The 24,944-nt window shown below is 50.8% G+C and carries 27 protein-coding genes; 15 read left to right on the plus strand and 12 right to left on the minus strand.

What is annotated here, in order from left to right; genetic code table 11:
• Window positions 1-21: 21 nt before the first annotated feature.
• The 8 genes from leuC to AOC34_RS05430 all read right to left on the minus strand — a co-directional run bounded on the left by leuC (window position 22) and on the right by AOC34_RS05430 (window position 7,244).
• Entirely contained in the window at window positions 22-1,431 is a 1,410-nt protein-coding gene (leuC, locus tag AOC34_RS05395; RefSeq protein ID WP_108469111.1) for a 3-isopropylmalate dehydratase large subunit, read from the minus strand.
• Between the two features lie 17 nt (window positions 1,432-1,448).
• A complete protein-coding gene (gltA, locus tag AOC34_RS05400; RefSeq protein WP_108469112.1) occupies window positions 1,449-2,762 on the minus strand; it encodes a citrate synthase in 1,314 nt (437 codons plus the stop codon).
• A gap of 58 nt (window positions 2,763-2,820) precedes the next feature.
• Window positions 2,821-3,090, minus strand: a complete 270-nt coding sequence (locus AOC34_RS05405; RefSeq protein WP_108469113.1) for an FAD assembly factor SdhE — start codon at window positions 3,088-3,090, stop codon at window positions 2,821-2,823.
• Complete coding sequence (locus AOC34_RS05410; protein ID WP_108469114.1) at window positions 3,087-3,791, minus strand: succinate dehydrogenase iron-sulfur subunit; 705 nt, start codon at window positions 3,789-3,791, stop codon at window positions 3,087-3,089. Before AOC34_RS05410 ends, AOC34_RS05405 begins: the two co-directional genes overlap by 4 nt.
• A gap of 19 nt (window positions 3,792-3,810) precedes the next feature.
• Window positions 3,811-5,589 carry a succinate dehydrogenase flavoprotein subunit gene (sdhA, locus tag AOC34_RS05415; protein ID WP_108469115.1) on the minus strand — a complete coding sequence of 593 codons (1,779 nt, stop codon included), beginning with the start codon at window positions 5,587-5,589 and terminating at the stop codon, window positions 3,811-3,813.
• 4 nt (window positions 5,590-5,593) lie between these two features.
• The gene (sdhD, locus tag AOC34_RS05420; protein ID WP_108469116.1) at window positions 5,594-5,959 is read right to left on the minus strand and encodes a succinate dehydrogenase, hydrophobic membrane anchor protein; all 366 of its coding nucleotides are present in this window, start codon (window positions 5,957-5,959) and stop codon (window positions 5,594-5,596) included.
• 24 nt (window positions 5,960-5,983) lie between these two features.
• The gene (sdhC, locus tag AOC34_RS05425) at window positions 5,984-6,403 is read right to left on the minus strand and encodes a succinate dehydrogenase, cytochrome b556 subunit (RefSeq protein ID WP_108469117.1); all 420 of its coding nucleotides are present in this window, start codon (window positions 6,401-6,403) and stop codon (window positions 5,984-5,986) included.
• A 103-nt stretch (window positions 6,404-6,506) separates the two neighbouring features.
• A complete protein-coding gene (locus AOC34_RS05430; protein ID WP_108469118.1) occupies window positions 6,507-7,244 on the minus strand; it encodes a GntR family transcriptional regulator in 738 nt (245 codons plus the stop codon).
• A 153-nt stretch (window positions 7,245-7,397) separates the two neighbouring features.
• Between AOC34_RS05430 and AOC34_RS05435 the strand changes: the two genes are divergently transcribed.
• A complete protein-coding gene (locus AOC34_RS05435; RefSeq protein WP_108469119.1) occupies window positions 7,398-8,387 on the plus strand; it encodes a malate dehydrogenase in 990 nt (329 codons plus the stop codon).
• 10 nt (window positions 8,388-8,397) lie between these two features.
• Complete coding sequence (locus AOC34_RS05440; protein ID WP_108469120.1) at window positions 8,398-8,763, plus strand: hypothetical protein; 366 nt, start codon at window positions 8,398-8,400, stop codon at window positions 8,761-8,763.
• Between the two features lie 88 nt (window positions 8,764-8,851).
• Here the strand turns inward: AOC34_RS05440 and AOC34_RS05445 are convergent, their stop codons facing one another.
• On the minus strand, window positions 8,852-10,063 hold the full coding sequence (locus AOC34_RS05445) for a DUF2863 family protein (RefSeq protein WP_108469121.1): 1,212 nt from the start codon (window positions 10,061-10,063) through the stop codon (window positions 8,852-8,854).
• A 1-nt stretch (window position 10,064) separates the two neighbouring features.
• On the minus strand, window positions 10,065-10,844 hold the full coding sequence (yaaA, locus tag AOC34_RS05450; protein WP_108469122.1) for a peroxide stress protein YaaA: 780 nt from the start codon (window positions 10,842-10,844) through the stop codon (window positions 10,065-10,067).
• Between the two features lie 68 nt (window positions 10,845-10,912).
• Here yaaA and AOC34_RS05455 point away from each other — a divergent pair, with 68 nt between their 5' ends.
• The 13 genes from AOC34_RS05455 (at window position 10,913) to AOC34_RS05515 (ending at window position 22,780) form a co-directional block, all read left to right on the plus strand.
• Window positions 10,913-12,124: a methionine aminotransferase gene (locus tag AOC34_RS05455; protein WP_108469123.1), complete on the plus strand. Its 1,212-nt coding sequence runs from the start codon at window positions 10,913-10,915 to the stop codon at window positions 12,122-12,124.
• Window positions 12,125-12,201: 77 nt separating this feature from the next.
• Window positions 12,202-12,906 carry a glutathione binding-like protein gene (locus tag AOC34_RS05460; RefSeq protein WP_108470070.1) on the plus strand — a complete coding sequence of 235 codons (705 nt, stop codon included), beginning with the start codon at window positions 12,202-12,204 and terminating at the stop codon, window positions 12,904-12,906.
• Window positions 12,907-12,952: 46 nt separating this feature from the next.
• Entirely contained in the window at window positions 12,953-13,807 is an 855-nt protein-coding gene (locus tag AOC34_RS05465; RefSeq protein WP_108469124.1) for a 3-hydroxybutyryl-CoA dehydrogenase, read from the plus strand.
• Between the two features lie 3 nt (window positions 13,808-13,810).
• On the plus strand, window positions 13,811-14,332 hold the full coding sequence (locus AOC34_RS05470; protein WP_108469125.1) for a DUF3429 domain-containing protein: 522 nt from the start codon (window positions 13,811-13,813) through the stop codon (window positions 14,330-14,332).
• A gap of 28 nt (window positions 14,333-14,360) precedes the next feature.
• A complete protein-coding gene (locus AOC34_RS05475) occupies window positions 14,361-15,671 on the plus strand; it encodes a replication-associated recombination protein A (RefSeq protein ID WP_108469126.1) in 1,311 nt (436 codons plus the stop codon).
• Window positions 15,668-16,294, plus strand: coding sequence for a 2-hydroxychromene-2-carboxylate isomerase (locus AOC34_RS05480; protein ID WP_108469127.1), 627 nt, complete (start codon window positions 15,668-15,670; stop codon window positions 16,292-16,294). The genes AOC34_RS05475 and AOC34_RS05480 overlap by 4 nt, the downstream gene beginning before the upstream one ends.
• A gap of 60 nt (window positions 16,295-16,354) precedes the next feature.
• On the plus strand, window positions 16,355-16,951 hold the full coding sequence (locus AOC34_RS05485; protein ID WP_108469128.1) for a peptidylprolyl isomerase: 597 nt from the start codon (window positions 16,355-16,357) through the stop codon (window positions 16,949-16,951).
• 24 nt (window positions 16,952-16,975) lie between these two features.
• On the plus strand, window positions 16,976-18,805 hold the full coding sequence (locus AOC34_RS05490; protein ID WP_108469129.1) for a bifunctional chorismate-binding protein/class IV aminotransferase: 1,830 nt from the start codon (window positions 16,976-16,978) through the stop codon (window positions 18,803-18,805).
• Between the two features lie 22 nt (window positions 18,806-18,827).
• Entirely contained in the window at window positions 18,828-19,388 is a 561-nt protein-coding gene (locus AOC34_RS05495; RefSeq protein ID WP_108470071.1) for an NUDIX hydrolase, read from the plus strand.
• A gap of 3 nt (window positions 19,389-19,391) precedes the next feature.
• Complete coding sequence (aat, locus tag AOC34_RS05500; RefSeq protein ID WP_108469130.1) at window positions 19,392-20,129, plus strand: leucyl/phenylalanyl-tRNA--protein transferase; 738 nt, start codon at window positions 19,392-19,394, stop codon at window positions 20,127-20,129.
• Window positions 20,126-20,872 carry an arginyltransferase gene (locus AOC34_RS05505; RefSeq protein WP_108469131.1) on the plus strand — a complete coding sequence of 249 codons (747 nt, stop codon included), beginning with the start codon at window positions 20,126-20,128 and terminating at the stop codon, window positions 20,870-20,872. The genes aat and AOC34_RS05505 overlap by 4 nt, the downstream gene beginning before the upstream one ends.
• 8 nt (window positions 20,873-20,880) lie before the next feature.
• Complete coding sequence (locus AOC34_RS05510; RefSeq protein WP_108469132.1) at window positions 20,881-21,906, plus strand: quinone-dependent dihydroorotate dehydrogenase; 1,026 nt, start codon at window positions 20,881-20,883, stop codon at window positions 21,904-21,906.
• Between the two features lie 97 nt (window positions 21,907-22,003).
• Window positions 22,004-22,780: an IclR family transcriptional regulator gene (locus tag AOC34_RS05515; protein ID WP_108470072.1), complete on the plus strand. Its 777-nt coding sequence runs from the start codon at window positions 22,004-22,006 to the stop codon at window positions 22,778-22,780.
• Between the two features lie 39 nt (window positions 22,781-22,819).
• Here the strand turns inward: AOC34_RS05515 and AOC34_RS05520 are convergent, their stop codons facing one another.
• Both AOC34_RS05520 and AOC34_RS05525 read right to left on the minus strand, forming a co-directional pair.
• Window positions 22,820-23,926, minus strand: a complete 1,107-nt coding sequence (locus tag AOC34_RS05520; protein WP_234408048.1) for a serine hydrolase — start codon at window positions 23,924-23,926, stop codon at window positions 22,820-22,822.
• Between the two features lie 65 nt (window positions 23,927-23,991).
• Window positions 23,992-24,861, minus strand: a complete 870-nt coding sequence (locus tag AOC34_RS05525; RefSeq protein ID WP_108469134.1) for a DMT family transporter — start codon at window positions 24,859-24,861, stop codon at window positions 23,992-23,994.
• Window positions 24,862-24,944 lie beyond the last annotated feature (83 nt).

Here is a 24,944-nt window from a genome sequence, read left to right on the forward strand (position 1 = left end):
GTCGTCCTTTCGCTTGGCTCGTTACGCAATTTTGCGTACATCAACAAAATGTCCTTCGATGGCAGCAGCAGCAGCCATAGCAGGGCTTACTAAATGGGTTCTACCGCCAGCGCCTTGCCGACCTTCAAAGTTGCGGTTCGATGTCGACGCGCAGCGCTCGCCTGGCTCTAAGCGATCAGAATTCATGGCTAAGCACATCGAGCAACCGGGCTCACGCCATTCAAAGCCAGCGGCCTTGAATACCCGATCGAGCCCTTCGCGCTCAGCTTGCGCTTTTACTAATCCAGATCCCGGCACGACCATGGCCAACTTAATGTTCGGCGAGACTTTTTTACCCAAGCGATCAACTACCTTCGCCGCGGCACGCAAATCCTCAATTCGGCTATTGGTACACGAACCAATAAATACCTTATCAATGGGAATACTACTGAGCAAGGTATTGGGGGTTAAATTCATGTACTGCAATGCACGCTCCATTGCGCTGCGCTTATTGGGATCTCGCTCTTTTTCTGGATCAGGAACGCGCTCACTGATTGGCAATACCATTTCTGGTGAAGTGCCCCACGTGACTTGCGGCTGAATCTCTTCAGCGCGCAATTCCACTACCTGATCAAACTTCGCATCGGCGTCGGAATGCAAGGTGCGCCAATACTGCACGGCATGACGCAAGATCTCTCCGCTGGGAGCGTAAGGGCGACCCTGAATGTATTCAATGGTGGTCTCATCCACTGCAACTAGGCCGGCACGGGCACCCGCTTCAATCGCCATATTGCAGATGGTCATGCGACCTTCCATCGACAGATTACGGATAGCCTCACCCGCAAACTCGATGGTGTAGCCAGTACCGCCGGCGGTTCCTATTTTTCCGATCACCGCCAACACAATGTCTTTTGCAGTCGAGCCAGGCTGTAAACGACCTTCGACTCGAACCAACATATTCTTGCTCTTCTTCATCAGCAAGGTTTGGGTCGCAAGCACGTGCTCTACTTCGGAGGTGCCAATACCAAACGCCAATGCGCCAAAGGCGCCATGGGTGCTGGTATGCGAATCACCGCACACAACCGTCATGCCAGGCAATGTAGCGCCCTGCTCTGGCCCAATGACGTGAACAATGCCCTGACGTAAGTCATTCATCTTGAACTGGGTAATGCCAAAGGATGCGCAGTTTTGATCGAGCGTATCGACTTGAAGTTTGGAGACGGGATCCGTAATTCCTTCGGATCGATCGGTTGTAGGCACATTGTGGTCAGAGACGGCGAGGTTGGCAGAAATTCGCCATACCGGGCGCTTAGCCAAACTTAAACCTTCAAAAGCCTGTGGGCTCGTTACTTCATGCAGTAAGTGCCGATCAATGTAGAGGGTTGCGGTGCCATCCTCTTCCGCACAAACCACGTGCTCGTCCCATAACTTATCGTATAGCGTGCGTGACATACCTATTCCTATAAACCTTATTTACGCCCGGACAATGGGGGAACCTTGCGCTCTGTTTCCCCAACGAACAACTGCCGTGGACGACCGATCTTATACTCCGAGTCAGTAATCATTTCTTCCCACTGCGCTATCCAGCCCACCGTTCTCGCTAAAGCAAAAATGCAGGTGAACATGTCGGTTGGAATGCCAAGGGCGCGCTGCACGATACCGGAATAAAAGTCCACGTTCGGATACAGCTTGCGGCTCACAAAGTATTCGTCCTCTAGCGCAATCTTTTCTAAAGTCATTGCTAACTTGAAGAGCGGATCATTCTCGAGTCCCAACTCATTGAGGACTTCATAGCAGGTTTCGCGCATTAGTTTTGCGCGTGGGTCAAAGTTTTTATACACCCGATGTCCAAAGCCCATTAAACGGACATTGGAGTTCTTGTCTTTCACTTGGGCGATAAACTCACCCACTTTTTCAACACCGCCATTAGCCTGAATCTCGGTCAGCATTTGCAGGCAGGCCTCATTTGCGCCACCATGCGCTGGGCCCCATAAGCAGGCAATACCAGCCGAGATCGCAGCAAATGGATTGGTGCCCGAAGAACCGCATAAACGTACCGTAGACGTCGATGCATTTTGTTCATGGTCGGCATGCAGAATAAAAATGCGATCTAAGGCGCGCACTAATACTGGATTTACTTTGTATGGCTCGCATGGCGTAGCAAACATCATGCGCATGAAATTAGCGGTATACGACAGTGAGTTGTCTGGATAAATAAATGGCTGGCCAACGGAATACTTATAGGACATGGCCACTAAGGTTGGCATTTTTGCAATCAAACGCATTTGCGCGATTTCACGGGCCTTGGGATCGCTGTAGTCAATTTCGTTGTGATAGAACGCTGCCATCGCACCGACCAAACCAGTCAATACCGCCATAGGGTGGGCATCACGCCTAAAGCCGCGTAAGAAAAACTGCATCTGCTCATGCACCATGGTGTGGTGCATGATGATGTTCTGAAATTCTGAATTCTCTTTTTCGTTTGGCAAATGGCCGTTAAGCAAGAGATAGCACACCTCTAAAAAATCACAATTGGCGGCTAAATCTTGAATCGGGTAACCGCGGTAGAGTAACTCACCCTTGTCACCATCAATAAAGGTGATCTTCGAATTACACGATGCCGTCGATAAGAAACCAGGATCGTAGGTAAATTTACCGGTCTGCCCGTAGAGTTTACGAATATCAATTACATCAGGTCCGACTGTGCCTTGGTAAATTGGCAAATCGATATCGGGAGTACCGTCAGAGAACGATAACTTTGCCTTGATGTTTGATTCAATCATGTCTGATCCCACTGTTCGTTAAAAAATAAGTGAATTACAAATTATTGCACCCTTACTGCTACCTCTCCCGCAAACGACCCAATAAAGCTAAAAAGGTGGGGGTACTGCACACTTCACCCAAAGCCACTACCGAATCAACTCGCCCAATCAGAAGGTCCATTAAATCGTTGTCACTTAATGCCAACAACTGGGTCAAGACAGCGCCCTGCTCCTCCGTTAACGTATCCGCATAGCGGCTGAAGAAGCGCTCCAAAATCAAATCGTTTTCCAGCAAACCCCGGCGCGCATCGCTTTTTAAACGATACAAGGCCGCCGCACTAATAGTCATACTGCCCTGCGCACCATCAACTCTTTGATTTTGCCAATGGCTTTGGTTGGATTCAAGTGCTTAGGACAAACATCGACGCAATTCATAATGGTATGGCAGCGGAACAAGCGGTATGGATCCTCTAAATTATCCAGGCGAGCTGCCGTATCTTCATCACGGCTGTCCGCAATAAAGCGGTAGGCTTGCAACAAACCTGCTGGCCCGACAAACTTATCCGGATTCCACCAAAACGAAGGGCAGGAAGTAGAGCAAGAGGCGCACAAGATGCACTCGTACAGTCCATCCAACTCTTCACGCTCTTCAGGGCTCTGTAAACGCTCTTTTTCCGGTGGGCGGGTGGAGTTCACTAAATACGGCTTGATGGACAAGTACTGCTTGAAAAATAGCGTCATGTCGACAATCAAATCGCGCACAACGGGCAAGCCCGGCAGCGGACGCAATGTGATGACTTGAGGCAATGTCTTCATATTGGTTAAGCAGGCTAAGCCGTTTTTGCCATTGATATTCATCGCATCCGAGCCACAAACACCCTCGCGGCAGGAGCGGCGGTAGGTAATGCTCTCGTCCTGCTTTTTCAACGAGATCAGCGCGTCCAGCAGCATGCGCTCATCCGTTAATTCCAACTCGTAGCGCTGCATGCGCGGAGCAGCATCCACCTCAGGATCGTAGCGATAAATTTCAAATATACGGGTATCACTCATGGTTTATCTCGTTCTTTAATTAGAAGGTACGCTCTTTGGGTGGAACCGATTCCGCGGTTAATGGCTTAAGTTGCACTGGCTTGTAATCGAGGCGATTGCCTTCGCTAAACCAAAGCGTGTGCTTCATCCAGGTCTTGTCATCGCGAGTTGGGAAATCATCGTGCGAGTGCGCACCGCGACTCTCTTTGCGGGCTGCAGCCGAAATGATGGTGGCATTGGCAGTCTCCACCAGGTTTGAAATTTCCAAAGCCTCAATACGTGCGGTATTAAAAATCTTCGACTTGTCTTTGACCCAGAGATGCTTTGCACGCTCAGTCAGAATAGCCATCTGACGCACGCCCTCATCCATCAGCTTCTGGTTACGGAATACGCCAGCATAGGTCTGCATGGTTTTACGGATGTCATTGGCCACATCCTGCGCATACTCGCCTGAAGTGGAGTTATCGAGCTCCGCAATTCGTGCGAGCGTTTGCTCGCCGGCATTTGCTGGCAAAGGCTTGTGCTCGCGCTTTTTCAGATCCATATTGACGATGTGATTGCCGGCAGCGCGGCCGAACACCAACAAGTCGAGTAAGGAGTTGGTACCTAAACGATTAGCGCCGTGAACCGACACGCAGGAGCACTCGCCAATGGCGTACAAGCCGTTCACAATGTGATTTGGATTGCCGTCTTTAGGCACTACGACCTGACCATTAATGTTGGTTGGAATGCCGCCCATTTGGTAATGAATCGTTGGCACAACCGGAATAGGTTCTTTGGTGACATCGACGTTGGCAAAGTTAATGCCAATCTCGTAAACCGATGGCAGACGCTTCATGATGGTCTCAGCGCCGATGTGGGTTAAATCGAGCACCACATAATCACCATTGGGACCGCAGCCGCGTCCCTCTTTGATCTCTTGATCCATGCAACGCGAAATGAAATCACGTGGAGCCAAATCTTTGAGCGTAGGAGCGTAACGCTCCATAAAACGCTCGCCGTCTTTGTTGCGCAAGATAGCGCCCTCACCGCGACAACCTTCGGTCAGTAATACACCCGCACCCGCAACGCCGGTGGGATGAAACTGCCAAAACTCCATGTCTTCCAACGGAATATTGGCGCGTGCAGCCATACCCATCCCGTCACCGGTATTGATATAGGCGTTCGTAGAAGCAGACCAAATGCGACCAGCGCCACCCGTTGCCATCAGAACAATCTTGGCTTCCAAGATGTAGAGCTCACCCGTTTCCATTTCCAGCGCAGTAACGCCGACAACATCACCATCGTCATCACGAATTAAATCCAAGGCCAACCACTCAACAAAAAAGTTGGTCTTGGCCTGCACGTTACGCTGATACAGCGTGTGCAACATGGCGTGGCCAGTTCGATCGGCCGCAGCACAGGCGCGCTGAACCGGCTTCTCGCCGTAATTTGCGGTGTGACCACCAAAGGGGCGCTGATAAATCGTGCCGTCCGGGTTGCGATCAAATGGCATGCCGTAGTGCTCAAGCTCATAGACTACTTTTGGTGCTTCGCGACACATAAATTCAATGACGTCTTGATCGCCCAGCCAATCCGAGCCTTTAATGGTGTCGTAAAAATGGTAGTGCCAGTTGTCCTCACTCATATTGCCGAGCGAGGCACCAATACCGCCCTGAGCAGCAACGGTGTGTGAACGGGTTGGAAATACTTTAGTCAGAACCGCTACATTGAGGCCAGCTTCCGACAGCTGCAAGGAGGCACGCATACCAGAACCACCGGCGCCCACAATTACCGCGTCAAAGCGACGGCGGGGTAATGCTTTTTTAATCGCAGTCATCGTCTTACACTTTCCACAAAATTTCAGCAGCATAGGCCGCACAGGCAACCAGCCACAACACAGTCAAGGTTTGCAGGGTAAGGCGAATCCCTACCGGCTTGATGTAATCCATCCAGATGTCACGAATGCCAATCCACGCATGGTAAAAAAGGCTCAAGAAGGTTAAAAAGGTCAGCAGCTTCATGAGCTGGTTGCTAAACAACCCCGCCCATGCTTCGTAGCTTGCACCACCAGCAATCAGATAAGCAACCAACAAAACGACTGTGAAAACCACCATCACTACCGCGGTGATACGCTGAATAATCCATTCTTTCAGGCCGTAATGCGCGCCTACAACGAGACGCTTTGGACCAATATTATTTGTCGACATAAAGTTCTCTTTACCTAATCGGGATTAAAACAAGCCAAACAATTTAGCGCCTACCGCGGCAGTTAAAGCCAGGCTGACAGACAACACAATGATTGCGGATTTTTGGGCTGCAATTTTTTCTACGCCAATTTCGAGGTCGAGTAGCAGGTAACGAATACCGGCACAGAAATGATGGAGGAAGCTCCAAATCAAACCAAGACAAATGAGTTTGACCAAAATGTGATCAGTGAAGGCCTGAAATTGCATGAAGCTCAGCTCAGATGCCAAGCTTTGATCAAATAAATACAAAATAAACGGGAGCAGCAAAAACAAGGCAGCGCCACTAATGCGGTGCAGAATCGACACCTTTCCAGCCCAAGGCAAGCGGTACTTAATTAACTGGGCAAGGCCAATATTGCGGTAAACCGGCTTGGCATTTTTTACATCCTGATGGGCATCAACCATAGAGGGTCTCATTTGTGAGGTAAAGGTTAAATAAGGAGTAATGCTGTTGTGCAACATATTCTATTGGAAAACACTGGAATGCACTTTTTTCTTTACACATGACTTAGTTCAACTTATTTTCATAATGCTGCTGGCGGGTGTCGTAATGCGCCCGTCGAACCTCGACAGGCTTGTTCCCATACGTATATGAAACCCGCTCTACCAACAGCAGCGGGGAGCCTGGCTCCAGCTTCAAATGATTGGCAATCGTTGCCTCCGCTGCAATGGCTTTGATTTTCTCTTCCGCCCGTACCATGTGGGTCGCAAACTCGCTTTCATAGAATGCATACAAGGGGCCAGGCCACGACTCCAGGCGATCGAGGGTCATGCCGCTAAAACGCTCCTTGGGAAGCCAGATTTGCTCAAATACCGCAACCTGACCACCCAAGCTTTGCACGCGGTCAATTTGGAATACCTGCTCGTTTGCCGGCGTTTTCAGTAATTGCGCTATTTTCGATGGGGACTTGATCGGCTTGCAGGCTAAAAAGTGGCTTTTTAGGGGGGCTTTTTTGCCAGAATCCGGCATCAAGCTAAAAAAACGGTATTGCCAGGCCTCACTGTGGTGGCTAGCAACAAAGGTGCCTTTGCCCTGATGGCGAATTAGGAGGTTTTCCGTGGCCAGCTCATCGATTGCCTTACGAACAGTGCCTTGACTGACTTCGTAACGGGCCGCCAACTCCATTTCACTGGGAATCGGGGCACCAGGCCGCCATTCGCCGGATTGAAGGCTGCCCAGCAACAGCGCCTTAATCTGCTGGTACAAGGGGCTAAAGGTAGCCGATGGAGCGGTTGTTTCAGGCAAAGTAGTTCCAAAAAGGATATTTAGGCTGACTAGTCTGCTGTCTTATAGAAGACATTATTGACAGTGTAATTGTAAACTTCATAAACTTGCAGGGATAATCTGCATCACAACACTGAAGCAACACCCATCAACCTTCCTTTGGAGTTACTTGTAATGGCAAAAACCCCTATGCGCGTCGCGGTTACTGGCGCGGCCGGTCAAATCGGATATTCCCTCCTGTTTCGCATCGCCAACGGTGATTTACTGGGCAAAGACCAGCCTGTTATTTTGCAACTCCTTGAAATTCCAGATGAAAAAGCGCAAAAAGCCTTAAAAGGCGTGATGATGGAGCTCGATGACTGCGCATTCCCTCTTTTAGCCGGAATGTCAGCCCACCAAGATCCCATGACCGCATTTAAAGACATCGACATTGCCCTGCTGGTGGGTGCCCGTCCTCGCGGCCCAGGCATGGAGCGAAAAGACTTGCTCTCCGCCAATGCCCAAATTTTCACGGCCCAAGGTAAAGCCTTAGACGCGGTTGCAAAACGCACCGTGAAGGTCTTGGTTGTAGGCAACCCTGCCAATACTAATGCCTACATCGCCATGAAATCGGCCCCAAGCTTGCCTGCCAAGAACTTTACGGCCATGCTGCGCCTGGATCACAACCGCGCTCTTTCGCAAATCGCCGCCAAAGTCAGCAAACCAGTTGCGGACATTGAAAAATTAGTGGTCTGGGGTAACCATAGCCCCACCATGTATCCCGACTACCGTTTTGCCACCATCGGCGGTCAATCCGTTAAGGACATGATTAATGATGCTGCCTGGAACAAGGATGTGTTTATTCCAACCGTAGGCAAGCGCGGCGCTGCCATTATTGAGGCACGCGGCCTCTCTTCTGCAGCATCCGCTGCCAATGCCGCGATCGATCACATGCGTGACTGGGTGCTTGGCACCAACGGCAAATGGGTCACCATGGGCATTCCTTCTCGCGGTGAGTACGAGATTCCTGCTGAAGTCATTTACGGATTCCCCGTTGTCTGTGAGAATGGCGAATACAAAATGATTGAAGGCCTTGAAATTGATGCCTTCTCGCGTGAACGCATGACCCACACTTTGAATGAATTACTCGAAGAGCAAGCTGGCGTGAAGCACTTACTGTCATAAGGAAAGCAATATGCATATCCCCTTTAAATCGCTGTTGATTAGTGCTGCCTTACTCGTGTCGCACTCTGCCGTTCATGCAGCAGACCCAAAAGATACCCATGCCTGGAGCTGCAGCAATAACCATCAGTTAAAAACCATTGGGGATGGCGCTGCAAACATTGGCCTGGTTTGGAACTCGAAGACCTACGAAATGAAAAGAGAAGTCTCTTTACCAGGCAGCTTGCGTTACAAGAATCAGGACACCGGTTTAGATTTAGTCGTTTTAGGCAATAAGGCCATGTTATTTAACATTCGCAGCGGCGTTCGCTTGGCTGATTTTTGCCAAACAGCCGACATGAAGACCGGCAAAGAGCCGCATTTGTTTGCTAAAGAGTAATTCTGGCGAGCGATGTTCTTTGTTGCTTAGAAGTAAAAAAAACCGAGGTCCGCCTCGGTTTTTTTATGCACTCAATGATGGTGCGTTCTCAGTGGAATAAGGGCTGCTGCGTTGGCGTATCCTCTGGCATCTCCGCATGCACCACTTCACCATGGCGATCTGGGAACAACGGCGCGCCGCAATCATCGCAGAGCTCGGGACTGAACAAAACAGCATGACGAAACACGTCCTCTACTCCTGCCTCTTTTAAGGCGTCGCAAATCTTTTTAATTGGACTCTCGTCATCGTTGATGTCGTTGAGCGCATCATTCGATACCGTCTCGCGATCGTACATCGGCCAAATGACGCCGTACATCACATCGGGCGAGCCCTTCAAGCTAAATGAAATACGGTATTCATCCGCCTGCTCTTCACCAAAGGCGCCCACCACGCAAGACAAGCCATTGGGCTCTGCGCCGACCGCAGTCTCCAGAAAATTAACAGCAGCCCGAATGCTCAGGGGGCGCACTTGTTTATCCGCCAAACGGCAGTTCGTGAAGTAGGCTTCGGGTAACAGTAACTCGAATTCACATCCAGGCAATAGGCTGGAAATGGGCTCTCGCATGGCGGTTTGCCATTCGATCAAACTAACGCCGCGCTCTTGCCGAACCGGCGGTTCCGCTTGCCAACGAAACAGAGGTGAGCCGCTTGGTGCAGCGATGGCCGCAATAATAAAACGGGGGTCCGCTAATACCGCAATCGTTTCCGACATATTGCGGAGCTCCAGTTTCATTTCGCTTGCAGTGATTGCAGCGGTACCCAGAGCCTCGGTCAAAATGCGCGTTTGGCAATGCGAATGGGGCATCTGATCGATGCTGTACAGCCATGGCACGATCGCCAAGCGCGTATCGTTTGCAGCAATCGATGAATGCATTGCCATGGCAACCGACTCAATCACCTTCACTGGCAATGGGCCCGACTGAATTTGATAGCGGGTATGCGCCACAATAGGCAAAGCCAAGAGCAATACATCCCAGCTCTCCTTGTCGATGGTCATGGTTTGTGATTCGGCTAGCGTCTCAGCGCAATCAGCCAACACTTCAAAAGCTACTGTATTAATACGAAACGTTTGATCAAGCGCAGCATCAATTACGTTTTGATTTTGACTGGTCATCAATTTGAGTAGGCGCGCACTCAGACGGACCTCCCAAAAGCGGTCTTCGATTTGGCTGCCTGAAGCAGCCAGGGAAATCGCATCCGCGACTAAGCGCTCAGCTTCAGGTGAAGCGCGCTGGGATGATTTAGAACGGTGAACGGTCATCTTATTTTTTCTCCGCGCGGCGGAACACCGGTCGATCGGGTTTGGATTCGGCTGCGCTAAAGCGATAGCCTTCTAGATTGAAATCACGCAAGTCGGCTGGATCGGTGATGCGATTCTCAACCGCAAATCGGGCCATTAGGCCGCGCGCACGCTTAGCGTAAAACGAAATGATTTTGTACTTGCCGTCTTTCGCATCCTGGAATACCGGAGCGATTACTGGATATCCCAACTCCTTGGGCTGCAAGACTTTGAAATACTCCTCGGATGCCAGGTTTAATAAGAACGGGTTCTTTTTTTGCGCGGCCAGTTTCTGTTTGACTGCACTCGTAATTCGGTCGCCCCAAAATGCATAAAGGTCTTTTCCTCTAGCATTTTTAAACGCCGTACCCATCTCCAAACGGTACGGCTGCATCAAGTCTAATGGCCGAAGTAAACCATAGAGCCCCGACAAAATCCGCACATGGTCTTGGGCAAAATCAATGGCCTTGCTATTTAAGCTAGCGGCATCAAAGCCCTCATACACATCGCCATTGAAGGCAAAAATCGCCTGTTTACTGTTTTTCTCTGTGAATTTGGTCGACCAATCCCGAAAACGCCCTGCGTTTAAAGCGGCCAAGGGGTCTGAAAGGCTCATGAGTTTAGCCACGGCCTGAGGCGATAGGGTCTTAAGGTCTGCAATCAGCTTGGCTGAATCAGCAACAAAATCAGGCAAAGTGGATTTTTTAACCCGGACTGGGGTCTCGTAATCCAAGGATTTAGCGGGTGAGAGAACGATCAACATGGCACAATTTAGAAATGGATTCCCCTTATTCTAGCGATAGAAGCTGCGGCACGAGATAAAGCACCCCAATGACTCATTTGCGCCCTACTGCGCCCCTCACCCCCTCATTTCCATCGCGCTTACCCGCGGTTGGCACCACCATCTTTACGGTCATGTCCACTTTGGCCGCCGAACACCAGGCCATCAATCTAGGGCAAGGTTTTCCAGACTTTCAATGCGATACCGCTTTAATCGACGCCGTTAATCAAGCAATGGTGTCGGGTCATAACCAATACCCTCCCATGCCAGGGGCGCTTGAATTGCGCAAAACCATTGCCAGCAAAATCGATCGGCTTTACGGCAAGTCCTACGATCCCGCTACTGAGATCACCATTACCGCTGGAGCAACGCAAGCGATCTTCACGGTGATTATGTCCTGCGTTAGCCCGGGCGATGAAGTCATCGTGATTGAGCCCGCATTTGATTGCTATCTGCCAGCAATTACGTTGGCGGGTGGCAAAGCCATTAGCGTGAGCCTCGATGTGCAACGCAATTCTGAGGGCATTGTGGAGGCTTATGGGATTCCATGGATTGCCTTAGTCAAGGCAATCACCCCCAAAACACGACTCTTACTGATTAACTCGCCCCATAATCCGACCGGCATGGTGTGGCAACGATCTGATCTTGATCGCCTAGCTGATTTACTAAGTAACACACATGTATTGGTGTGCAGCGATGAAGTCTATGAGCACATGGTGTTTGATGGACAACAACACCACAGTGCATCTAGCCACCCAGCCTTAGCAGCGCGTAGTTTTGTTGTCTCCAGCTTTGGAAAAACCTTTCATGTCACGGGCTGGAAAATCGGTTACGTTGCAGCTCCAGCCTCTCTCACTGCAGAGTTTCGAAAAGTACATCAGTTCAATGTTTTCTCAGTGAATGCGCCAATGCAAGTGGGAATCGCGCATTACTTATCTGATCCAGCGCACTATTTAGGGCTATCTGCGTTTTATCAACGCAAACGCGACTTCTTTAGAGCTGGATTAGCCGAAACTCAATTCAAATTACTGCCTGCGCCCGGAAGCTATTTTCAGTGCGTCGATTACTCCGCACTCGGAATCCCGCAAAGCAACCTGAGCGAAGCGGAGTTCTGTCGCTGGTTAACCTGCGAAATCGGGGTCGCGGCGATTCCGGTTTCGGCATTCTATGGCGCAGGAACCGACTCGAAGGTGATTCGGTTTTGCTTTGCTAAGGAAGAGAAAACCTTAGAAACCGCACTGGCACGACTGCGCACAGTGTAGTGTTGATGCAAACCGACTGAAATCAAATAAAAACGATGGCGAACACAATGAAAAAAAATAAGAATTCAAATCAAGGCATGATCGATGTCTACAGTTGGGCAACCCCCAATGGGCACAAAGTTCACATCATGCTCGAAGAGTGCGGCTACCAGCTTGACCGCGATTGGCGCGCCATTCCCATTGATATTGGCAAGGGCGACCAATTTACGCCAGCGTTTTTAAAGATTAGTCCCAATAACAAAATTCCAGCGATTACTGACCCTAATGGCCCTGACGGCAAACCCATTCATCTTTTTGAATCGGGCGCCATTCTTTTATACCTTGCAGCAAAGACGGGACGCTTTTTGCCGAGCAGCACACGCGCAAAATATGAAGTCTTGCAATGGCTCATGTTTCAGATGGGTGGCTTTGGACCGATGCTCGGCCAGAATCACCACTTTCGCTTGTATGCTCCACAGAAAATTGATTACGCGATTGAGCGCTATACCAATGAAGCCAAGCGCTTGTATGGGGTTTTAGATCGGCAGCTAGCCACTAATCGCTACATCGCAGGAAATCAATACACCATTGCCGATATCGCTATTTTTCCGTGGACCAATCGCTGGGAAAAACAAGGAATCGATATCACTGAATTTCCACACTTCAAACGCTGGTTTGAGTCGATCGGTCAGCGCCCTGCAGTCAAACGCGGCATGCAGGTTTTGACTGATTTACGCAAACCCAGCTTTGATGCAACGGCAAATGAATTGTTGTTTGGCGCCTCGCAATATAAAAAGCGCTAAGCAATCCGATTAAATTGAATAAACATGACACCACGAAGGAAGCAGCATGAAAATTAAATCGGTTGGCATTATTGGCGCTGGAACCATGGGCAATGGCATTGCTCAAGTCTGCGCTGTTGCAGGATTAGACGTGGTCATGATTGATATCAATGAGGCCGCCATTGAGCGCGGTATCACCAACATTAAACGTAGCCTCGATCGCCTGATTAAAAAAGAAACGCTAACGGAGGCGCAGAAAGATCTTGCATTGCAGCGCATTAAAGGCAGCACGGCGTATGCTGATTTAAAAGGCTTATCGCTCGTCATTGAAGCGGCGACCGAAAATCAAGCCATTAAAGAAAAGATATTGAAGCAAATTGACGAAACGGTCGGCAAGGAAACCATTATTGCCACCAACACCTCGTCACTATCGATAACCCAATTGGCGGCCCTGAACTCATCGCCAGAGCGCTTCATTGGAATGCACTTTTTTAATCCGCCACCACTCATGGCCTTAGTCGAAGTCATTCGCGGATTGCAGACCAGCGATCAGACCCATGAGGCCATTATTGCGATGGCCAAAGCGATTGGCAAAGAGCCCATCACAGTTAAAAACAGTCCTGGCTTTGTGGTGAATCGCATTTTGCTGCCGATGATTAACGAAGCCTTCTTTGTTTTAGCTGAGGGACTTGCGAGCGCAGAAGATATTGATGCCGGCATGAAGCTCGGCTGCAATCAACCAATTGGTCCCCTCGCACTGGCTGATTTAATTGGTTTAGACACCTGCCTTGCAATCATGGAAGTGTATTTCGGTAACTTCAATGACTCCAAGTACCGCCCTTGCCCTTTGCTACGCGAAATGGTTGCAGCCGGCTACTTGGGTCGCAAAACAGGCCGTGGCGTGTACCACTACGACACCTAAATAATGGCAACTATCAGCGCCCTACCGCCGATTGTTCGTATTTTGGGATACGGCGGTTTAATTCCATTCATTGTTTGCGCTATCTTGGTCCAAGTAGCGCCGACGCCCTTTGATTTTGTCAGCGCCGAATCCCTTGCTGCTTACGGCGCTGTCATCTGCTCTTTTTTGGGAGCCATCCATTGGGGCGCTAACTTTCGGCACCTGGGTAATGTTGCCGATAGCGCTAATTTAGCGAGCACTGGCGATATTGGTGGGTCGCGTTGGTTTGAGCGCAACGCCTGGATCTGGGGGGTTATTCCATCCTTGGTGGCTTGGCTCGCATTGCATGTTTATATTCCAGTAGGTTTGCTGATGTTAGCTGCCACGCTCCTAGTTCAGCGCGGCATTGATCAAAACACTTACCAGTATTACTTCAGCAGCAAAGCTGCGCTCGATGAATTCATGGTGATGCGCACACGTTTGACTGTGATCGCTACAGTCTGCCTGGCATGGGCCGCGCTGGTCATGCTGGTGACGATGACGTGAGAGTCAATCAAGCCTGGATCACCTTGCCATGAGCAATCTGTTTGAAACCAAACCGCCGCCACCGCTGGCCGAGGCATTGCGCCCAAGCTCGATTGCTGAGGTGATCGGTCAGTCGCATTTGTTAGCGCAAGGTAAGCCCCTGCAACTGGCCTTTGCTTCAGGTAAACCGCATTCGATGATTTTGTGGGGGCCTCCAGGCGTTGGTAAAACAACCTTAGCGCGTCTTTCTGCAAAAGCCTTTGATCGAGAATTTATTGCCATCTCCGCTGTCCTTGCGGGCGTGAAAGAAATTCGGGAAGCCATTGAGAAAGCCCAGCAAAACAATGATCAGTACGGCAAGCAAACCATCCTATTTGTCGATGAAATTCATCGCTTTAATAAAAGCCAGCAAGATGCATTATTGCCACACGTCGAGTCCGGCCTGTTTACGTTTATCGGCGCCACCACAGAAAATCCGTCCTTTGAGGTCAATTCCGCCCTGCTTTCTCGGGCGCAAGTCTACGTACTTAAATCCTTAAGCGCAGAAGAGCTTAGTGTATTAATTCAGCGCGCTAGAGCCTATGCCATGCCGAACGTGGAATTTGACTCTGCCGCGATCGATGCCATCATCGCCAATGCCGATGGGGATGCGCGTCGCTTACTCAATGTACTGGAGCAAATCCGCAATGCTATTTCGATTCCGGGGTCTACTACCACGGTCGTGGATCAAGCCTTTGTTGAAAATGCATTAACGAGCAATGGCCGTCGGTTTGATAAAGGCGGAGATCAATTTTATGACCAAATATCGGCGCTGCACAAATCAGTGCGGGGCTCCAATCCAGATGCCGCCCTGTATTGGCTTTGCCGCATGCTCGATGGCGGCGCAGATCCGCGTTACCTTTCGCGCCGCATCATTCGCATGGCGTGGGAGGACATTGGTTTAGCCGACCCAAGGGCAATCCAGCTGGCAAACGATGCAGCAGAAACCTACGAGCGGCTCGGCTCACCCGAAGGCGAGCTCGCGCTGGGTCAAGCAGTCGTCTATTTAGCCGTTGCAGCCAAAAGCAATGCCAGCTATGTCGCCTATAACAAAGCACGTGCTTTTGCAGCTGCCGATCAAAGTCGGGGCGTTCCCAATCACTTACGCAATGCACCAACGAAGTTAATGCAAGATCTAGGGCATGGCACTGCGTATCGGTATGCGCACGATGAACCCTATGGCTATGCCGCAGGCGAAAGCTACTTGCCCGAAGGCATGGCTGAGCCCCATTGGTACCAACCGGTCGAGCGCGGCCTTGAAACGCAGATTGCAGAACGCATGGCTTTTTTACGCTCACTCGATGAAGCAGAGAAAAAATGAAGGCGCGCTTTTACTTCGACATCATTTCTCCGTTTGCGTACTTTTATGTGAAATTACGCCATCGCCTTGAGCCGCGTTTGCAAATCGAGCCGGTACCGGTATTGCTTGGCGGTCTATTGCGCGGGGCGCACAATCAAGGCCCCGGTGAAATCCCCACAAAGCGCCTGTACACGTATCAAGCGTGTGTATGGCAAGCGGCAAAGTTCGGTATACCGTTTCGGTTTCCAGAGCACCATCCTTTTATTACCGTTGCAGCGCAGCGCCTTTTAGTTCAGGAACGGGCAGACTGGACCATGGTAGAGCGTGCATTTGAGTTTGTGTGGGTGCTAGGCAAGGATCCCAACCTGCACTGGTCTGATTTTTGTACGCACCTGCACTTAGATCCCACCACGCCCCGCCCGGATAGCGCCCAAACCAAAGCAGGTTTAATTGCCAACACCCAAGAGGCGCTCGATCGTGGTGCCTTTGGCGTACCCACCCTGGCGCTTGGAGAACGGATTTTTTGGGGTGTTGATGCCATCGATTGGGTCGTTGACTACCTCAATCAACCGGAGATGTTTGATCAAGCAGCCTATCGGGCTGCCGCATCTGTACCCAACGGACTACCACCCACACCGGCATAAGCGTCGCGCAATACAATAGTAGATCTAAATTTGCCATTCATTTACTACCTAGGAATAACCATGCGCAACTCTTCTTTTTGCTCTTACCGTGCAGTGATCACCGCCATTGCTGGCGTCTTTTTGTTTGCCACTGGCATAGCCCAGGCAGAGCCACGCGTCGAGTTCAAAACCAATCAAGGTGGTTTTGTTGTGGATCTGGATTCAGCGAAGGCGCCCAAGACAGTCGATAACTTCCTGAAGTATGTTCAAAGCGGTTTTTACAATGGCACGATCTTTCATCGCGTGATCGATGGCTTCATGATTCAAGGTGGTGGCTTCACCCCCGATTTAAACCAAAAGCTAACCAATCCACCCGTTGTCTCCGAAGCGCAAAATGGACTCAAGAATCAAATCTATACGATTGCCATGGCCAGAACATCGGATCCCGATTCAGCGACAGCGCAATTCTTTATCAATGTGCGTGACAACCAAGGACTGGATTTCCCGAACGCCATGGGTAATGGCTATACCGTCTTTGGCAAAGTCATCTCTGGCACCCAAACCATTGACCGTATTCGTAAGACCCCAACCATGGTCGCGCCAGCGCCTAAATTTGGACGGATGGCGGATGTCCCTTCTACCCCCGTTGTGATTGAGTCTGCGACCGTCTTAAAGTAATCTGAGACGCAGCCGGGTTTTGCAATGATTCTGCTAGACGATGTCGAGAGCGGTGCGACCATGCCTAGCAGCCGCCTTTACCAAGAACCCCTCGCGCACTGGGCCGCATTTACTGCGGCTGAAATGGATGCCTGCTTTGAGGCGATCCAATCGGCATTAAAGGCAGGCCAGCATGTGGTTTGCCTCGTCGCGTATGAGTATGGGCAAGTCATTCATCGACTGCCCGTCCATCCTGCTTCATCCTCTCCTGCCGCTCCAGTCATTCCGCTCATGCAAGCATGGGCATTTCATCAGCCCAAATTACTCGCAAAAGCGGAGGTGGATGCCTGGCTGGAGATCCAGGTCGCTCAGTTAAAAGATGATGCGCGTGTCAGCGGCGTAGCATCTTGCACCGAATCAATTACGCAGGCGCAGTTCGAGGCGGATGTAGAACGGATTCAGGAATGGATACGCTGCGGCGATACCTATCAAATCAATCACACCTATCGCATCAATGGCGAAATCTACGGTGGCCCGCTCGCTTTATACGCACGCCTCAGAGCGCGGCAACCTGGCCGTTTCGGCGCTTTTATTCAAGAAGGCGACACGACCATTTTGTCGCAATCACCTGAACTGTTTGTGGAGCGGGATGGTGACTGCTTGCGTGCCATGCCCATGAAGGGCACGGCCAGTGCACAAACCGAGAGTCCAGAGCAATTGGCCAGCGATCCTAAAAATCGTGCTGAGAACATCATGATCGTTGATCTCTTGCGTAATGATCTCAGCCGGGTTGCCTTACCAGGTAGCGTCACCGTGCCCACCTTGTTTCATGTTGCGCAGCATGGCAATGTACTGCAAATGACATCGACGGTTGAGGCAACAGCAAAGCCAGATTTAAGTCTGCGCACCCTGCTCGACGCTGTCTTTCCCTGTGGCTCTGTCACTGGCGCCCCAAAAAAGCGCAGCATGGAAATTATTCAGGAATTAGAGAGCACACCACGCGGCTATTACTGCGGTGCCCTAGGCTGGCTTGACCCCAATGGCGATTTTGCATTTAGCGTGCCGATACGCACGCTCACCCTAGAAGGAAATGGCGACACCCTTCAAACCAAGTTCACCTTGGGTATTGGTGCTGGCATTACGATTGATTCCAATCCGAAACTGGAGTGGCAAGAGTGTCAAATTAAATCGGCATTTATTACCGAGATGCCCACTGAGCTTGGCTTGTTTGAAACGATTCGCGTCGAAGATAAAAAGCCGCTCCGCTTAGCAGCGCACCTGAAGCGATTGCAGCATTCAGCCTCTGCCTTACGTATTCCATTTGTAGCGGCGCGTGTGATTGAGGCAGCCGAGCAAGCCTGCCTCGCGATACCGAGCTCACTTCCCCATCGTCTTCGTGTCGACTTACTCTCCGATGGCTCGGTTAGAGCAGTAACCCATGCATTAGAGCCAACTGCAAATGAAGTGACTATTTTTTGGGCATCCCAGGTATTGCCCGATGCAAATCAAGCCATCATGCAATCGAGCAATCTGCTGTTAGGCCATAAAGTCAATCAACGAACCCTGTATGACCTAGCATGGAAAAATGCAGTGGCGCTGGGCGGTTTTGATGCGGTCTTTTTGAATGAGGCAGGCTTTGTTACCGAAGGGGGTCGTAGCTCGATTTTTATTCAACCCAAAGGGTCAAATCAATGGCTAACGCCACCACTATCGGCAGGGGTACTTCCTGGTGTCATGCGCCAAAGCCTTCTGGATGATCCGCAGTGGAATGCCCGCCAAGCCATGTTCACCGCAGCTGATTTAGCGGGCGCCGACCGCATCCTGGTTTGCAATGCCCTGCGCGGTGCGGTACCCGCCGTCCTGAAAGTCGGATAATCGACGAATGAAATCCTTTCCGATGCACTACTGCTCAAAATGCGGGTCTACAGTTACCTTACGCATCCCTGCAGACGATACGCGCGAGCGCCATGTATGTAATGGCTGCGCTACGGTGCACTACCTCAACCCGCGCAATGTAGTGGGCACCATTCCAGTTTGGGGTGAACAGGTATTGCTATGCCGCAGAGCGATCCAGCCACGCCATGGCTTTTGGACTTTGCCTGCTGGCTTTATGGAGATTGGTGAAAGCACTACGCATGGGGCTGCCCGAGAAACCTTAGAAGAGGCTGGAGCCCATGTGGAAATCGGCCCCTTGTTTTCTTTAATCAATGTGCCTCATGTTGAGCAGGTGCATTTGTTTTACCTCGCCAGCCTACCTACCCCGGAGTTTTCAGCGGGCGAGGAAAGCCTTGAGGTCGCGCTTTTTTATGAACACGAAATCCCCTGGTCGGAACTAGCCTTTCCGACTACCAAACAAACCCTGCAGTGGTTTTTTGCCGATCGCAGTGCAGGACTCCTTAAGGCAGGCACTGAGATTGCCGTTCGATCCCGCGATATCCTGCCCGCTGAATCCATTTAAGCAATGAGTCAAATTGCATGGCTGGGGCCTGATGATGCATTTCCCGATCCAGCGGTCATGCCTGATCCAGACCCGGAAGTAGTGGGACTCTTTGCCGTCAGCGAACGCATCTACCGAGGACAACTTGAAACTGCGTATCGAATGGGCTTATTTCCCTGGTACTCGGATAATCAACCGGTTTTATGGTGGTCGCCAGACCCGCGGATGGTACTCGAGCCGAAAAATTTTAAGGTGAGCGACTCACTGCAAAAAACCATGCGGCAGTTTTATTACGATCCCACCTGCCATATTGAGGTCGATGGTGATTTTGGTGCGATTATGCGGGCCTGCGCCCTAAGCCCACGCAAAGACCAAGACGGCACCTGGATCACCCATGAAATTGTGGATGCATACAGTCAGCTATTTGAACAAGGCTTGGCCCACAGCATTGCCGTCAAGCAAGGCGATCGCCTGTTGGGCGGCCTGTACTGCGTTAGTTTAGGCCGCATGGTCTTTGGTGAATCGATGTTTAGCCGCCAACGGGATAGCTCCAAGCTTGCCTTGGCCTTACTTTGCGCTTGGTGCTACGATCATGAGGTGCCGATGATTGATTGCCAACAAGAAACTACCCACCTCCGGTCACTGGGGGGAGGTCCAATCCCGCGCACGCAATTTTTATCCCTGGCGCGCGATGCCATTAGTCGGAAGTCGATCGGTAGTCCATGGCGTTTTGATAAAACTGCATTGGAGCGTTGGCTATGAGCCAAATCAATGAGCTGCCGATTACTGCGCTGCAGTTTTATGCAACCGCATCCTATACCTGCAGCTATCTTCCACAGCAAACCGCGCGCTCACAAGTGGCCACGCCATCCCACTTAGTACACAGTGATATGTACGGCGATCTAGTCAATGCAGGATTTCGGCGCAGCGGATTATTTACCTATCGCCCCTATTGCGATCACTGCAAAGCATGCATTGCGACGCGGATACCGGTTGAGCACTTTGTTCCAACTCGTAGCCAACAGCGCGCCCACAAGCAACATGCCAATTTAGAAACCCATGTACTGCACTTGAGCTATACCGACGAGCACTACGCGCTGTATCGCCTCTATCAAGAGCAGCGCCATCACGATGGCGATATGAACCGCGATGACCAAGAGCAATACACGCAGTTTTTACTGCAAAGCCGCGTGAACTCACGTTTAGTTGAATTTCGGGATGGGCCCGAGAACCCAGAGCCAGGACGCCTGCGCATGGTCAGCATCATTGATATTGTCGAAGCCGGTATTTCGTCGGTCTATACCTTTTACGACACCACAGTATCCAAGGCCAGTTATGGGACTTACAGCATTCTGTGGCAAATAGAGCAAGTCAGGCAGCTCAAGCGCCCCTATCTCTACCTGGGCTACTACATCAAAGAAAGTCAGAAGATGGCCTATAAATCCAAGTTCAAAGCCATCGAAGGTCTCATCGATAACCTCTGGCAGCCCTTGCATACGCGATAATTCGATTCATGTCCGCTTATTCCCTTTTACGTCCGGGGCTCTTTTGCCTCGATCCTGAACAAGCCCACAACCTTGCTTTGGGCAGTATGGACCGCGCGCATGCGCTTGGCTTACTTTCCCACTTCGTACCCAAGCCTGTTATCGATCCTCAAATATTCTGTGGTTTGCCATTAGGCAATCGGGTTGGTCTTGCTGCTGGGTTGGATAAAGACGGGAAACACATTGATGCCCTCGCCGCCTTGGGTTTTGGCTTTTTAGAAATCGGCACCGTAACGCCGTTGCCACAACCGGGCAATCCAAAGCCGCGCATGTTCCGTTTAAGCCAAGCCGATGCAATTATTAACCGCATGGGCTTTAATAATGATGGCGTAGACGCCTGCGTTGCTCGCGTTAAGGCCTCGCGCTACTGGCAATCCGGCGGAGTTATTGGCTTAAACATAGGCAAGAATGCCAGCACCCCAATCGAAGCTGCGGCCGATGATTATGTGATTGGATTAAAAAAGGTTTACGCCGTTTCGTCCTACATTACGGTGAACATTTCATCACCCAATACGAAGAATCTCCGCGCACTGCAAGGTGAAGACATGCTACGTTCCCTGCTGAGCAGCATTCAGCTGGCACGTACCGCTCTATGCGATGAGCATGGCGTTCGCAAACCCTTATTTCTTAAGATTGCGCCGGACCTCGACCCCACCGACATCCGTTTGATTGCCGACCTACTCCTTGAGTTTGAAATTGACGCCGTAATTGCAACCAACACCACGATTGAGCGAAGCGCAGTCGCCCATCTGGAGCATGGCGCCGAAGCTGGCGGACTTTCTGGCGCACCGGTTCGCACCCTATCCAATTCCGTTATAGAGTCGCTCAAGCAGCACCTCGGTAGCCGGATACCGATTATTGGCGTCGGCGGCATCCTTTCCGGGAGCGATGCCCAGGAAAAACGTGCCGCTGGAGCTAGCGTGGTGCAGCTGTATAGTGGCCTCATTTTTAAGGGCCCTGAACTGGTTCGGGAATGCGCCCTTGCCCTGAAATAGCCCTCTAGAGGGTCTATCTTTTGTAATAGTTTTCACATTGTGCAATTTACCTAAGATTGGCTACAATGAAGGAATGGATAACCCCAAAGTAGCAAAAATGGCTAAAGCCCCTGGTGAGGTTGGAAAGACCGCCATCCAGGTGGTCGAGCGCATGATGAATTTGCTCGATGCCCTTGCCAAGCATGAGGATGCGTGCAGCCTCAAAATTTTGGCGGAGCAAACTGCGCTCCATCCCTCTACTGCGCACCGCATCTTAAATGATATGGTCGCCTGCAGACTGGTTGAGCGCGGCGATGGCGGCACCTATCGACTCGGCCTGCGACTCTTAGAGCTTGGGAATCTAGTTAAGGCACGGCTCTCGGTTCGGGAGGCGGCCCAAGCCCCCATGCGAGCACTCCATAAAATTACCGGGGAAACGATCAACCTTTCCGTCCGGCAAGGTGATGAGATTGTGTACGTCGATCGCGCCTACAGCGAACGCTCAGGTATGCAAGTGGTTCGTGCAATTGGTGGTCGCGCCCCACTGCATCTCACCTCCGTTGGCAAACTCTTTTTGGCAAGCGATGATTCGACTAAAGTCCGCGCCTACGCAACCCGGACCGGTTTAGCAGGGCACACCCGCAATAGCATTACCGACTTACGCAAGCTCGAAACGGAATTGTCTAAAGTGAATCAGTTGGGACATGCCAGCGACGATGAAGAATTAGAGTTGGGCGTCAGCTGCTTAGCGGCAGGCATTCTAGATGACACGGGCAAATTGGTGGCAGGCTTATCGCTCAGCGCCCCTACGGATCGCATTCAGGCCGACTGGTTAAAGGCACTCCAAGATACGGCCATGCAAATTTCAAAAGGGATGGGATTTACCGCAACATAAGTCTTTGGGAGCAATAAATGCTGCCTACCTCAGAAGGCATTACATCAAGCGACGCAGTGGGCGGATCTCGCTGGGATCCATCTGCTGATACCAGTCTTTGACGCGCACCGCATCCGCAAAACGGGATTGGGTGCCCACCGAATCTAAAAAGACAAGCAGCAAGGGTGAGCCATTGATATTGGCCTGCATCACCAGGCATTTACCAGCAGCACTAATAAAACCGGTTTTCTGCAATCCAATGTCCATATCGCCGGAGCGAACCAGACGATTGGTATTTAAAAAAGTTTGTGGGCGTTTGTTAATCACCATGGTGATGTCTGGCCAAGTGGAATACTCTCGAATCGCCTTGTACTGATAGGAGGCGCTCACCATTTTTACCAAGTCATCTGCGCTGGCTACGTTCTCGCTGGATAAGCCGCTAGGATCAGCAAAGCGGGAGTTTGACATACCAAGATCACGTGCTTTTTGATTCATGGCAGTAACAAACGCAGGCACGCCACCGGGGTAGTTTCTGCCCAAAGTATAGGCTGCACGATTTTCAGAGGACATTAGCGACAAGACCATCGCCTCACGGCGGGTAAGTGAGGTGCCGGTAGCGAGCCGCGATTTTCCGTAGCTGCGCGCATCCTCCGCATTAATCTGTATTGACTCATCCAAAGGCAAGTCAGCATCGAGTACCACCATTGCGGCCATCAACTTGGTAATGGACGCAATCGGTAGGCTAACGCCCGTATTTTTTTCAAATAACACATCATTGGTATCTTGATTAACGACCATCGCCACGCTGGATTTGAGGCTGAGTTCATCATGCTGCCCCCGCAAGCCCATTGCCGTAGCAAACGAAGGTCTTGCGCCAGTACTTGCATTGTTTGCCGGCCGAGTAACGCTTACCCGTACATCTTTGGTTTTTTTGGTGTTACCCGCGTTCCCAGCCTTTGCGGGTTTTGTTGTTTTGCTTGTTTTATTTGTGCTGCCTGGTTTCGCAGCAGATGCTTTATTGGCCGACTGGTTTTGTTTCGGCTTGTCTTTAGAGGGTGCTTGCTTTTGATTGCTCGGGCTGGTTTGGGCAATTGCAGCGTCGGGGATATAAGAGACCGCAAACAGGGTCATCCATAAGGCTATTCCGAGCCGGCTTCGTAATCGCATACAGCACTACCTTTTAACCAAACAATAGCCGTAATGATAATAAACTTTGACGGGTTCAGGGTGATTTATTGACGTGCCTTTTGATTCACCAGCACGACTGCCCCCATCGTTAAAACAATCCCCGCCGCCATCATCAAGGTCAAGGGCTCATCGAATAACAACCACGCCATAATTGCAGTGGTGGGTGGCGTTAGGTACAACAGACTCGTAACCTTGGTTGCCGCTCCCTTGCGAATCATGATGAAGAGCAAACTAACGGAACCAATCGAGATCGGGAATATGGCCCAAAGCATGGCCGTAATGACGGGCGCATTCCAAACCATGGTTCCTTCTTCAAAAAGCATCATGCAAATAAACGATAAGAGTAAGGCAATGCTGAACTGGATTAAAGAGCCCGATCGCAAGTCAAATACAGGGCAATACTTCTTTTGGTAGAGCGTTCCAAACGTAATCGATAGCAATGCCGCAACAGCGAGAAGATAACTGGCGACCGGTATGGGCACAAAGTTCATCTTCTCCGCAACGACAAGGCCAACTCCCGCGATCCCCAGCAGCAAACCAATCCACTGGCGTGGCGATACATGCTCGGACACCCAAGCCGCAAACCAAGCCGTGATGATCGGCTGCAAACCAACAATCAGGGCCACGAGTCCGGCGGTCATGCCCAAACGAACAGCAGACCATACACCCATTAAATAACCAAATTGCAGCAGTACTCCGGCGATTAGTAAATGCCCGAGTTGCGATTGATTGGGCCAAGAGGCCGGACGCCAAACCAAACTAAGGGCGCCCATGGCCAGTAAGATCCCCAGGTAGCGCCAAAATAAAAAAGTAGCCGGCTCTACATAAGGCATTGCCAGTTTGGCGATGATGAAGCCCGTGCTCCATAAAAGTACAAAAACAGGGGCAATCGCACCCTCAAGCTTGAACGCCATAAATCCTTTTATCTGCTTTTTTTATTCTGTCATTTGATTTTAGCCTCAAGAAAGCCGCCCAAAGCGGAATAAGCTTTTACTTA

This window comes from Polynucleobacter difficilis, from assembly GCF_003065365.1.
GTDB classification, from domain to species: domain Bacteria; phylum Pseudomonadota; class Gammaproteobacteria; order Burkholderiales; family Burkholderiaceae; genus Polynucleobacter; species Polynucleobacter difficilis.